Origin of the sequence: Aeromicrobium sp. S22 (assembly GCF_009661045.1) — a bacterium.
Lineage (GTDB): Bacteria > Actinomycetota > Actinomycetes > Propionibacteriales > Nocardioidaceae > Aeromicrobium > Aeromicrobium yanjiei.
Window position 1 is genome coordinate 41,025 of record NZ_WJWV01000004.1, and the last position, 12,386, is coordinate 53,410.

A 12,386-nucleotide genomic window follows, 5' to 3' on the forward strand; every position below is an offset into this window, starting at 1 on the left:
TTAGGCGGGCCCACCCGGGCCCGCCCCGCCACCGACCTGGGCGTCCTCCGCGGGGGGAGCCGCTCGCAGCCAGGACAGGTCGCCCGCGTCGGTGTTCGTCGCCACGACGTCGGGACGCGCGGCGCCGTAGCGCACGATCGAGACCGACGCGGGGTTGACGTTGATGCGCTGGAACAGGTCCAGGTGCATGCCCAGGGCGTCCGCGAGGATCGCCTTGATGATGTCGCCATGGCTGACCGCGGCCCAGACCGCGCCGGGTCCGTGCTCGGCCTCGAACGCCGCGTCGTGCCGCCTGATCGCGGCGACCGACCGTGCCTGCATCGCCGGCAGCGACTCCCCGCCGGGGAAGACCGCAGCGGACGGCTGGCCCTGCACGACCTTCCAGAGATCCTCCTTGGCCAGGTCCTTGAGCGCGCGGCCCTGCCACTCGCCGTAGTCGCACTCGGTGATGCCCTTGTCGACAGAGGTGACGGGGGAGCCGTCCTGGTGCTGCAGGATTGCGCGGGCGGTCTGTCGACACCGCTCGAGCGGGCTCGTGACGACCCCGACCAGCGGGACGACGGCCAGACGCTCACCCGTGCGGGCGGCCTGCGTGCGACCGGTCTCGTCGAGCCGGACCCCGGCCGTCCGGCCGGCGAGGACGCCACTCGCATTGGCGGTGGTGCGTCCGTGCCGGACGAGGATGACGGTGGCCATGCGGCTGATCGTAGACGGCCCACGAAGCCGCTACGGTGGTGCCGTGTCAGCCCTCGAGGTCGTCCTGGCCGTGTCGACCGGTGCGCTCGCGGCGGCACTCGCCGTGACCGTGGTGCGTCTGCGAGCCGTCCGCCGTCAGGTCGCGAGGCTGCAGGAGGAGGGTCCGCGACCGACCCGGCAGCGCCGGGTGCCCACGGCCACCCAGGCCGTACGCACCGTCGTCGGCACGGCGCTGAAGGTGCGGGACCACGGCCTCGGCGGGGTCATCCGCAGCTCGGTCGACGATCTCGCGCTGTGGGCCGACGTCGAGCGTCCCGACCTTGCCGGCCTCGCCGGGGCCGACGGCACGCTGACGATCCTGTTCTCCGACATCGAGGACTCCACTGCGCTCAACCACGAGCTCGGCGACCGCGGGTGGGTCCGGCTGCTCTCGCGGCACGACCGTCTCGTGCAACGGGCGGTCGACGCGCACGGCGGGCACGTGGTCAAGACGCAGGGGGACGGCTTCATGGTCGCGTTCGCGGAGGCATCCGAGGCCGTCGCCGCCGCGTGCATGATCCAGCGCGATCTCTCCCGGCTCCGTCCCCGGTCGAAGCTGTACGGGGTGAGGGTCCGCATCGGCGCCCACCGCGGCTCCGCGGTGCACCGCGACAACGATCTGTTCGGCCGCAACGTCGCCCTCGCGGCGCGCGTCGCGTCGCAAGCGGACGGCGCGGAGGTGCTCGTCAGCGACACGGTGCTCAGGGCCGTCGGGGAGGCCGCCCTGCCCGTCCTGGACAGCCGGGAGGTCGAGCTCAAGGGCGTACCGGGGACCCACCGCCTGCACCGCGTCGACTGGCAGCGCGGTGGATCTGCCACCGTATGACGGCGATTTCCGGCTCATACGGTGGCGTGCGCACCGCGCCCGAGGGAATCCCGTTTCTTGACTGATTCAAGAAAACCGGTAGGCTGCAGGCATGAACACGACCGCTGAGATCGAGCGCACCTTGCGCGAGGCCTCGCTGCGCGTGACCCGCCCCCGCGTCGCCGTGCTCGCCGCGGTGCACGAGCATCCCCACGCAGACACCGACTCGATCATCGAGGCCGTGCGTGCGAGCTCGGGTGAGGTGTCGCACCAGGCCGTGTACGACGTGCTGAGGGCGCTGACCGCAGCCGGGCTGGTGCGCCGCATCCAGCCTGCGGGCGCCACCGCGCGCTACGAGTCCCGCATCGGCGACAACCACCACCACATCGTCTGCCGCTCGTGCGGGGCGATCACGGACGTCGACTGCGCGATCGGCGAGGCCCCGTGCCTCGCGCCCTCAGATCATCACGGCTTCGTGATCGACGAGGCGGAGGTCGTGTTCTGGGGCACCTGCCCCGACTGCGCAGCCGTCGCCCTCGTCCCCCAATGACCCAGTAACCCAGTAACCCAGTGACCCACCAGCACGACCCAGTGACCGCCAGCACCACCCGTTCGGAAGGAATCACATGAACGACAGCCAGACCCCCGAGAGCCCCCAGGGCATCGATCGCAAGGCCGAGGCAGGGTGCCCCGTCATGCCCGACTCCGCAGCCGCGCACGGCAGCGAGAGCGAGAACCCGGCGATCGACTCGCCGACGCCCAAGACCGGCGGACGCCCCCGCACCAACAAGGACTGGTGGCCCAACCAGGTCGACCTGTCGGTGCTGCACGCCCACTCGTCCAAGGCCAACCCGCTCGGACCTGACTTCGTCTACGCCGAGGAGTTCAAGAAGCTCGACCTGGCCGAGCTGCGTCGCGACATCGTCGAGGTGCTCAACACCTCGCAGGACTGGTGGCCGGCCGACTTCGGTCACTACGGCGGCCTGTTCATCCGCATGAGCTGGCACGCGGCCGGCACGTACCGCATCTTCGACGGCCGTGGCGGCGCCGGCGAGGGCAACCAGCGGTTCGCGCCCCTCAACAGCTGGCCCGACAACGCCAACCTCGACAAGGCGCGTCGCCTCCTGTGGCCCGTCAAGCAGAAGCACGGCCAGAAGATCTCCTGGGCCGACCTGCTGGTCTACGCCGGCACCGTCGCGATGGAGGACATGGGCTTCACGACGTTCGGCTTCGGCTTCGGTCGTGAGGACGTCTGGGAGCCCGAGGAGATCATCTGGGGCCCCGAGGACACCTGGCTGGGCGATGAGCGCTACAGCGGCGACCGTGAGCTCGAGGAGGCCCTCGGCTCGGTCCAGATGGGTCTGATCTACGTCAACCCCGAGGGTCCCAACGGCAACCCGGACCCGCTCGCCTCGGCACGCGACATCCGTGCGACGTTCGCCCGCATGGCGATGAACGACGAGGAGACCGTCGCGCTGATCGCCGGCGGACACACGTTCGGCAAGACCCACGGTGCGGGCGACGCCGACCTGGTCGGCCCCGAGCCCGAGGCCGCTCCGCTGGAGGAGCAGGGTCTGGGCTGGAGGAGCGAGTACGGCACCGGCAAGGGCGAGGACGCGATCACGTCCGGACTCGAGGTCACCTGGACCTCGACGCCGACGCGCTGGAGCAACGACTTCTTCAAGTTCCTGTTCAAGTACGACTGGGAGCTCACCAAGAGCCCCGCGGGTGCGTACCAGTGGGTCGCCAAGGACGCCGAGGACATCGTCCCCGGCCCGGCCGCGGACTCGCCGAAGCGCAAGCCCACGATGCTGACCAGCGATCTGGCCCTGCGCTTCGATCCCGAGTACGAGAAGATCTCGCGCCGGTTCATGGAGAACCCCAACGAGTTCTCGGTCGCGTTCGCCAAGGCCTGGTACAAGCTGCTGCACCGCGACATGGGCCCGATCGATCGCTACCTCGGCCCGTGGGTCCCGGAGCCGCAGCTGTGGCAGGACCCGGTCCCGGCCCCCGAGGGCGAGCTCGTCGGTGACGCGGATGTCGCGTCGCTGAAGGCCAAGGTGCTGGAGTCCGGTCTCTCGGTCTCCGAGCTCATCGCCACCGCATGGGCGTCGGCGGCGACCTTCCGCTCGACCGACAAGCGCGGCGGCGCCAACGGTGCGCGCATCCGTCTCGAGCCGCAGCGCAGCTGGGAGGTCAACCAGCCCGAGCAGCTCGCGACCGTCCTGGCGAAGCTCGAGGGCATCCAGGCCGAGTTCAACAGCGCCGGTGGCGCACAGATCTCGATGGCCGATCTCATCGTCCTGGCCGGCAACGCCGCAGTCGAGAAGGCTGCGAAGGATGCCGGCGTCGAGATCACGGTGCCGTTCCACCCCGGCCGTGGCGACGCCACGCAGGAGCAGACGGACGTCCACTCGTTCAAGGTCCTCGAGCCCCGGGCCGACGGCTTCCGCAACTACCTGCGTGCGGCCGACAAGTTCTCGCCCGAGACCCAGCTCGTCGAGCGGGCGTACATGCTCGACCTGACGGCTCCGGAGATGACAGTTCTCGTCGGCGGCATGCGTGCCCTCGGCGGCAACGTCGACGGTGCGAAGCACGGCGTCCTCACGGACCGCCCGGGCGTCCTGACCAACGACTTCTTCGTCAACCTGCTCGCGCCCGGCGCGCGCTGGAAGGCCTCGGAGTCGCAGGAGAACGTCTTCGAGATCCGCGACGCCGCGACGGACGAGCTCAAGTGGACGGCCACCGCCGTCGACCTGGTCTTCGGCTCGAACTCGCAGCTGCGTGCCCTCTCGGAGGTCTACGCGTCCGACGACGCCCGCGAGAAGTTCGTCGCGGACTTCGTCGCCGCCTGGACCAAGGTCATGGAGCTGGATCGCTTCGACCTGAAGTAGTCCGGTGAACGACAGGCCCGGCTCCCGACCACGTCGGGGGCCGGGCCTCGTCGTGCCGGGAGGCAGCACCAGTAGTGCAACGAGTTGCATATCGCGGCTATCCCTCCTAGGGTCGGGACGAATCGTCCTCAAGGAGACCCATGACCCTCGTCCCCGCCCTCGCCGGCCCGCTCACCCTTCCCGTGGTCGGCTCCCCGCTGTTCATCTGCTCGGGCCCCGAGCTCGTCGGCGCCCAGTGCCGGGCCGGGATCATCGGTGCGTTCCCGGCGCTCAATGCGCGTCCAGCTGCCCTGTTGAGCGACTGGATCCAGCAGATCGATGAGGAGAACGCCTCCTTCGCGGCGGCCCACCCCGACGCGCACGTCGGCCCGTTCGCGGTCAACCAGATCGTCCACCGCTCCAACGACCGGCTCGAGCAGGACATGGTGGTCATCGTGGAGCACCAGGTGCCGATCGTGATCACCTCGCTCGGCGCCCGCACGGAGATCAACGACGCGGTCCACTCCTACGGCGGCATCGTGCTGCACGACGTCATCGACGACGAGTTCGCCCGCAAGGCGGTCGACAAGGGCGCGGACGGCGTCATCGCGGTGGCTGCGGGAGCCGGCGGGCACGCGGGCACGCAGTCGCCGTTCGCGCTGGTGCGCGAGATCCGGTCCTGGTTCGACGGACCGCTCCTGCTGTCGGGTGCCATCTCGCACGGCAGCTCGATCCTCGCGGCGCAGGCCGCTGGCGCCGACCTGGCGTACGTGGGCTCGGCCTTCCTCGCGACGCACGAGGCCAACGCCGCACCGGACTACAAGCAGATGATCGTGGACTCCACCGCGAAGGACATCGTCTACAGCAACCTGTTCACTGGCGTGCACGGCAACTACCTCCGCGGCAGCATCGAGGCCGCCGGGATGGACCCCGACGACCTGGGTGTCTCGGACCCGTCCGCGATGGACTTCAGCTCGCAGGCGGTCGACGGCCCCAAGGCGTGGAGGGACATCTGGGGTGCGGGCCAGGGCATCGGCGCGATCGAGGAGCGCGTCTCGGTGGCCGCGCTGGTTCAGAGCCTGCGCGCCCAGTACGACCAGGCGCGCAAGGACCTCTGCGGCTGACCCCGCGGCGGCCCGGCAGCCGGGCTCAGCGACCGGAGATCGACTCCCGCAGCGCGCGGACGTTCTGGACGAAGGCGGGCCGGGTCGTCGACCAGGCCTGGGCCGTGGTCTCGACGTCGAAGATCGTCTCGTGGTCGGGGGTCTGCTGTGCCTGGCGCAGGGTCGAGACGTAGCGACGCACGAGATCGCCCTCCATGTCGTCGAGGCGCGCCCCCAGAGCGAGAGCCTCGTCGACGAGCGACTCGGGCTCCACGACGCGCGCGACGAGCCCCACGTCGTACGCCCGCTCGGCATCCCACCGCTCACCGAAGAGCACCGCCAGCGTGGCCTGCTGGTGCCCGACCGCGCGCTCCATCAGCCAGGTGTGCCCGCCGCCGGGGTGGATCCGCAGGTGTGCGAACCGGGTGTCGAAGCGGGCCGCGGTCGACGCGATGCGCACGTCGCAGGCCAGGGCGAGGTTGAGCCCGGCACCGACCGCGGGCCCGTTGACGGCGGCGATCGTGGCCAGCGGCGTGCGCAGGATCCGCAGGAAGCCTTCGTAGACCTCGCGGACGTCGTCGAAGTCGCCGGCGGCGGACTGCTCGAGCGTCGCCAGCTCGGCGCCCGCACAGAAGGCGCGGCCGCGGCCCGTCACGACCAGGGTGTTGACCTCGGGCGTCGCCTCCGCCCGGGTCACGTCCTCGTCGATCGAGCGCACCATCTCGGAGGTGAGGATGTTGCGGCGGTCGGGGTCGTCGAGGGTCAGCAGCGCGGTGGCGCCGTGGATCGAGAGCGTGGTGGGCCGGGAGGTCATGACGTCACGGTAGTGCCGCGTCGGCCCGGGCCGGGACGGGCCCGCCCGACGCGGAGGTCGTGCACCAGCAGCGCGACGCCCAGCGAGAGCACCGAGTCCGCGTCGTCGAGATCGACCCGCAGGATCGACTCGAGCTTGTGCAGCCGGCCGTACAGGGCCTGACGGCTGATGTGGGTCGCCTGCGCGAGCGCGGCCTTGTTGCCCCGCAGCTCGACGTAGCGCCGCAGCAGGTCGAGCAGTCCGGTGCCGTGCTCGGCCTCGTGTGCAAGGAGCGGGCCGAGCTCGGCCTCCGCGAAGCCCAGCACCCGCTCGTCGTCCCGCAGCTGCGCGACGAGGCCACGCAGCCGGACGTCGGTCGAGCGGAACCAGGCCGCCGAGGACGGCTGCAGCGCCCGCGCGGCCTCCGCGACGTGCACGGTCGCCGGCATGCGGGACGCCGCGACCAGCAGCGTCCCGGCGGCCCGGCCCACGCCGAGGACGGGCACGGTGCCCGGCGTGAGCGCGCCGGCGCGGCTCGCGGTGGCCGTCGCCAGCGCCTCGAGCGCGGCGTCCTCCGTGACTCCCCGGGGCAGCGCGAGGACGATGCCGACCCCCTGGTCGTCCACGCCGCCCGAGATCGCGTCGAGCCGCGCCTCGGCGAGGGCGTCCGAGACCGTCTCGAGCTGGGCGCGGGCGCGGCGCTGACGGGCGATCTGGTCGGGCAGCGCAGCGGGACCGAACAGGGCGACGACCGGCAGATAGTTCGCACCGGCGCGCATGCCGAGGGCAGCGGCGCGGGCCAGCCCGTCCGCCTCGTCCTGCACGCGCCCCTCGACGAGCTCCTGCAGCAGCGACTCCTGCGCCTGGGACTGCAGACGGGTCGCGTCGCGTTCCACGAGACGGGACAGCTGCAGGGCCTGCGCGGCGCGCTGCATCACCATCGCGGTCGTGACCGGGTCGTGCGTCTGCTGGGGTGCCACGATGCGCCCCCACGGCGCGCCCCGCAGACCGACCGGGCAGGTGAGCCACCGCTCGGGTCCGGACGTCCCGGCCTCGTCCAGCACCGGTGCGCGCCGGGAGCGCTCCTCCCAGCCGCGCAGCAGGGCGCCGGACGTCCGCCCGTGGCGGGCCAGGGCCACGACGTGGTGGCCGACGTCCTCCAGCACGACCGGGGCGCCGATCAGCGTGGACGCCTCGGCGAGGATCGTGCTCGCGTCCGCGCTGTCGAGGCTGAGGTTGGTGAAGACCTCGTGGGTGCGCTGGGCGAGCTCGAGACCGTGGTACTGCTCACCAACGATCAGTCGGTGCACGGCCTCGGTGATCGACACGAAGCGCACGGGGGCGTGCAGCGCCACGAGCGGCAGCTCGAGCCGACGTGCCTGGCGCACCAGCGCGGCCGGCAGCTCGGGCAGCCGGGGCCCGAGCTCGACGATGAGACCGCACGCGCTGGCCTCGGCGAGCTGGGTGACGAACCGCTCGGGATCTGCCGTGGGCCCGACGAGCGGCAGGCCCGTGGTCAGCACGACCTCGTGGCCGCCGAGCAGATCGACCATGTCGTCGACCTCGGTCACGTGCACCCAGCGCACGGGCCGGTCGAGCGACTGCTCACCGGCGAGCACCTCGGGCCGCCCGGCGGTCAGCACGTCCATCGCGAGGATCGTCCGCAGTGTCAGGGGCACGGGGCAACAGTAGTCCGAGAGGCTGACACAGTGTCCACCTCTCGCGCGCGGAACGCGACACCTTGACCATGGCGTCGAGCGCCCGGACGCGGGAGGATGGATCGAACGTCCCCAAGGAGCCCCATGGCCTCGCACCGCACGGTCTTCGAGCGGCAGCGACCGCCCGAGGCCCAGGTCACGGAGTCGCTGCGCGACTCGCGGCACGCCGTGTTCTGGCTCGAGGACGTCGAGACCGTCAACCGTCCCGCGCTCAGCGGCACGATCGCCGCCGATCTCACGGTCGTCGGTGGCGGCTACTGCGGGATGTGGACCGCGGTGCTCGCGAAGCGCCGGGACCCCACGGCCCGGGTCGTGCTGCTCGAGGCCGAGACGATCGGCTGGGCGGCGTCGGGACGCAACGGCGGCTTCGCCGAGGCCAGCCTGACGCACGGCGAGGACAACGGCCGCGCGCGCTGGGCGGCCGAGTACGACACGCTGCACCGGATGGGCCTGGACAACCTCGACGCGATCGAGCGTGACGTCGAGGAGCTCAAGATGGACGTCCAGCTCGAGCGCACCGGCGTCCTGGAGGTCGCGTACGAGCCGCACCAGGTGCGCTGGCTCCAGGAGGCCGGTCACGGGCAGTGGCTGGACCGCGACGCGGTGCGGGCCGAGATCGCGAGCCCGATCTTCGAGGCCGGCCGCTGGGTCAAGGACACGTGCGCGCTGGTGCACCCCGGTCGGCTCGCCCAGGAGCTGGCGCGGGTCGCGACCGATCTCGGGGTCGAGATCTTCGAGCACTCGGCGGTCTCAGGACTGGGCTCGGGGCTGGGCTCGGGGCGCAGCGGCGCGGTCGACGTCCGCACGACCCGCGGCCTCGTGCGCAGCAGACGGGTCGCGCTCGCGACCAACGTGTTCCGGCCGCTGCTTCGCCGGTCGCGCCTGCTGACAGTGCCGGTCTACGACTACGTCCTCATGACCGAGCCGCTGAGCCCTGCACAGATGGCCGAGATCGGCTGGCAGCACCGCCAGGGCGTCAGCGACCTGGCCAACCAGTTCCACTACTCGCGGCTCACCGCGGACAACCGCATCCTCTACGGCGGCTACGACGCGATCTATCACGCGGGGCGCGGGGTGCGCCCCGAGCACGAGGACCGCGACGCGTCCTATCGCCGGCTCGCCTCGCACCTGCTCACCACGTACCCGCAGCTCGAGGGCCTGCAGTTCAGCCACCGCTGGGCCGGGGCGATCGACACCTCGACCCAGTTCTGCGCGTTCCACGGCCTGGCCCGCCGTGGCCGCGTCGCGTACGCCGCGGGGTTCACCGGCCTCGGCGTCGCCGCCACGCGCTTCGCGGCCGAGGTCATGCTCGACCGGCTGGCCGGGGAGACCACCGCCCGCACCCAGCTGGAGATGGTGCGCAAGAAGCCGCTGCCGTTCCCGCCCGAGCCGTTCACCAAGATCGGCATCGAGGCCACCAAGTGGTCGCTCGACCGGGCCGACCACCAGGAGGGACGCCGCAACCTGATGCTGCGCACACTGGACCGTCTCGGCCTGGGCTTCGACTCATGACCGCCGCGAGCCGGCCGCCGACCCGTCCCCAGCAGACCGACCCCACGAAGGAACCGACCGCATGAGCGACATCGTCCGCAACTACGTCAACGGCGCACCGGTGGACTCTGCCGCGACCGACTTCATCGAGCTGGTGGACCCCACGACCGGGCTCGCGGACGGCCGGTCGCCCATCTCGACCGCGGCGGAGGTCGACGAGGCGTTCGCGGCCGCGCTGGCCGCCTCCCGCACCTGGAAGCGGACGACGCCCAAGGCCCGCCAGCTCGCCCTGCTGCAGATCGCGGACGCGGTCGAGGCCGCACGGGACGAGCTCGTGGCGCTGCAGGCCCGCGACACGGGGCAGGTCAAGGAGCACATCGCGACGGAGGAGATCGACCAGGGCGTCGACCAGCTCCGGTTCTTCGCCGGCGCGGCCCGGCTGCTGGAGGGCAAGGCCACCGCGGAGTACGTCGAGGGGCTGTCGTCGAGCATCCGGCGCGAGCCGATCGGCGTCGTGGCGCAGGTGACCCCGTGGAACTACCCGTTCGCGATGGCGATCTGGAAGATCGCGCCGGCGCTCGCAGCCGGCAACACGATCGTCCTGAAGCCCAGTGACACGACGCCCCGCTCGACCGTCAGGCTGGCCGAGATCGCGGGCGAGATCCTGCCGCCCGGCGTCCTCAACGTGGTCAACGGCAACGCCGACACGGGCCGGCTCCTGGTCGAGCACCCCGTGCCGGGACTTGTCGCGATCACCGGCTCGGTCCGGGCGGGGATCGAGGTCGCGGTGTCGGCGGCGAGGAACCTCAAGCGCGCGCACCTCGAGCTCGGTGGCAAGGCCCCGGCGGTCGTGTTCGCCGACGCGGATCTCGCGGCAGCGGCCGAGGGCATCGCGGTCGGCGGCTTCTTCAACGCCGGCCAGGACTGCACGGCCGCGACGCGAGTCATCGTGCACGAGAGCGTCCACGACGAGCTGCTGCGACTGCTGGTCGAGCAGGCACGGGCGGCTCGCCCGGGTGCGCCCGACGACGCGGAGGCGGCCTACGGGGCGCTCAACAACGCGGGGCACCTCGCCTCGGTCGAGCGGATGGTCGGCGCGATCGGCGACCACGCCCGCATCGAGACCGGTGGCCGCCGCCTCGACCGCGACGGCTTCTACTTCGAGCCGACCGTGATCTCCGGGGTCCGCCAGGACGACGCGATCGTGCAGCAGGAGGTCTTCGGCCCCGTGCTGACCGTCCAGCCGTTCGCGACGACGGAGCAGGCGACCGAGCTGGCCAACGACGTCCCGTACGGCCTCGCCGCGAGCGTCTGGACCAAGGACCACGGACGGGCCCTGCGCATGACGGCCGATCTCGACTTCGGCTGCGTGTGGGTCAACACCCACATCCCGTTCGTCTCGGAGATGCCGCACGGCGGCTTCGGCGCGTCGGGGCACGGCAAGGACCTGTCGGCGTACGGGCTCGAGGAGTACACCCGGGTCAAGCACGTCATGAGCAACGTGGAGGGCTGAACGATGGCGGACAAGCAGGTCGACGTGCTGGTGGTCGGCGCCGGGGCCACGGGCCTCGCGGCGGCGTACGCGCTGCAGCGCGCAGGTCGGTCGGTGCTGGTGCTGGAGTCGCGCGATCGCGTGGGCGGGCGGCTGTGGACCGACGAGGTCGACGGCGTCGACCTCGAGATCGGCGGGCAGTGGGTCTCGCCGGACCAGGAGGCGCTGCTGGCGATGCTCGACGAGCTGGGCCTGGAGACGTTCGAGCGGCACCGCGAGGGCGAGTCGGTCTACGTCGGGCTCGACGGCGAGCGTCGGACGTTCACAGGCGAGGTGCTGCCCGTCGCGCCGGCCGTCGAGGCCGAGATGAACCGGCTGACCGAGCGGCTCGACGAGCTCTCCGCGCAGATGGACCCCGCCCGGCCCTGGGACATGGCCGGCGCCGCCGAGCTCGACCACGTGACGTTCCGGGCGTGGCTCGACGCGCAGTGCGAGCACGAGGAGGCCCGCGACAACATCGCGATGTTCATCGCGCAGGCCATGCTGACCAAGCCCGCGCACACGTTCTCGGCGCTGCAGGCCGTCCACATGGCTGCCAGCGCGGGCAGCTTCAGCAACCTGGTCGACTCCGAGTTCATCCTCGACCGTCGCGTGATCGGCGGGCTGCAGCAGGTGCCGCTGCAGCTCGCGGCCCGGCTCGGCGACGTGGTGTGCACGGCCCACGACGTCGAGAAGGTGCGCTGGCACGACGGGGGAGTGACCGTGACGTCCGGCGACCTCACGGTCAGCGCCCGCCACCTGGTCCTCGCGATCCCGCCGACCGCGGTCACCCGGGTGCGGTTCGAGCCGCCGCTGCCGTCGATCCAGCGCGAGACCCGCCAGCACCAGTCGTTCGGCCAGGTCATCAAGGTGCACGCGACGTACGAGACGCCGTTCTGGCGCGACGCCGGGCTGTCGGGAACCGCCTTCAGCCCCTACCTGACGGTCCACGAGGCGTACGACAACACCAACCACGACGAGGAGCGCGGCACGCTCGTCGGATTCGTCTCCGACGTACAGGCCGACGCGGTGCTCGCGCTCGACCCGGACCAGCGGCGCGGGATCATCCTGGAGTCGCTGCAGACCTACTTCGGTCCGGGCGCCGGCACACCGCTCACGTACTTCGAGAGCGACTGGACGTCCGAGGAGCTCGGCAGCGGAGCGTACGGCGCGAGCTTCGACCTCGGCGGGATGACCCGGTTCGGCCCCCGGCTGCGCGAGCCTGCCGGGCCCATCCAGATCGGCAGCTCCGACGTCGCAGGCCTGGGCTTCCAGCACGTCGACGGAGCGCTGCGGGTCGGCGCCGAGCTGGCACAGCACATCATCGATTCCTGACC

At 71.7% G+C, this 12,386-nt stretch carries 10 protein-coding genes; 7 read left to right on the forward strand and 3 right to left on the reverse strand.

What is annotated here, in order from left to right:
* Positions 1 to 696, reverse strand: coding sequence for a histidine phosphatase family protein (locus tag GEV27_RS16255; RefSeq protein ID WP_153651915.1), 696 nt, complete (start codon positions 694 to 696; stop codon positions 1 to 3).
* Positions 697 to 739: 43 nt separating this feature from the next.
* Here GEV27_RS16255 and GEV27_RS16260 point away from each other — a divergent pair, with 43 nt between their 5' ends.
* The 4 genes from GEV27_RS16260 (at position 740) to GEV27_RS16275 (ending at position 5,537) form a co-directional block, all read left to right on the forward strand.
* Positions 740 to 1,561 carry an adenylate/guanylate cyclase domain-containing protein gene (locus GEV27_RS16260; RefSeq protein WP_309222326.1) on the forward strand — a complete coding sequence of 274 codons (822 nt, stop codon included), beginning with the start codon at positions 740 to 742 and terminating at the stop codon, positions 1,559 to 1,561.
* A 91-nt stretch (positions 1,562 to 1,652) separates the two neighbouring features.
* Entirely contained in the window at positions 1,653 to 2,090 is a 438-nt protein-coding gene (locus GEV27_RS16265; protein WP_153651917.1) for a Fur family transcriptional regulator, read from the forward strand.
* Positions 2,091 to 2,166: 76 nt separating this feature from the next.
* Positions 2,167 to 4,434 (forward strand): catalase/peroxidase HPI, encoded by a 2,268-nt coding sequence (gene katG / locus GEV27_RS16270; protein WP_153935095.1) that lies wholly within the window; start codon positions 2,167 to 2,169, stop codon positions 4,432 to 4,434.
* 140 nt (positions 4,435 to 4,574) lie between these two features.
* The gene (locus GEV27_RS16275; RefSeq protein WP_153935096.1) at positions 4,575 to 5,537 is read left to right on the forward strand and encodes a nitronate monooxygenase family protein; all 963 of its coding nucleotides are present in this window, start codon (positions 4,575 to 4,577) and stop codon (positions 5,535 to 5,537) included.
* A gap of 25 nt (positions 5,538 to 5,562) precedes the next feature.
* On the opposite strand, the gene GEV27_RS16280 is transcribed toward GEV27_RS16275, so the two are convergent.
* Both GEV27_RS16280 and GEV27_RS16285 read right to left on the reverse strand, forming a co-directional pair.
* The gene (locus GEV27_RS16280) at positions 5,563 to 6,330 is read right to left on the reverse strand and encodes an enoyl-CoA hydratase-related protein (RefSeq protein ID WP_153935097.1); all 768 of its coding nucleotides are present in this window, start codon (positions 6,328 to 6,330) and stop codon (positions 5,563 to 5,565) included.
* Entirely contained in the window at positions 6,327 to 7,988 is a 1,662-nt protein-coding gene (locus GEV27_RS16285; protein ID WP_153935098.1) for a PucR family transcriptional regulator, read from the reverse strand. The genes GEV27_RS16280 and GEV27_RS16285 overlap by 4 nt, the downstream gene beginning before the upstream one ends.
* A 123-nt stretch (positions 7,989 to 8,111) precedes the next feature.
* On the opposite strand from GEV27_RS16285, the gene GEV27_RS16290 reads away from it, so the two are divergent.
* From GEV27_RS16290 to GEV27_RS16300, 3 genes are all read left to right on the forward strand, one after another.
* Positions 8,112 to 9,539, forward strand: coding sequence for an FAD-binding oxidoreductase (locus GEV27_RS16290; protein WP_153935099.1), 1,428 nt, complete (start codon positions 8,112 to 8,114; stop codon positions 9,537 to 9,539).
* A gap of 61 nt (positions 9,540 to 9,600) precedes the next feature.
* Positions 9,601 to 11,031, forward strand: coding sequence for an aminobutyraldehyde dehydrogenase (locus GEV27_RS16295; protein ID WP_153935100.1), 1,431 nt, complete (start codon positions 9,601 to 9,603; stop codon positions 11,029 to 11,031).
* Positions 11,032 to 11,034: 3 nt separating this feature from the next.
* The gene (locus tag GEV27_RS16300) at positions 11,035 to 12,384 is read left to right on the forward strand and encodes an NAD(P)/FAD-dependent oxidoreductase (RefSeq protein WP_153935101.1); all 1,350 of its coding nucleotides are present in this window, start codon (positions 11,035 to 11,037) and stop codon (positions 12,382 to 12,384) included.
* The last annotated feature ends 2 nt before the right edge of the window (positions 12,385 to 12,386 follow it).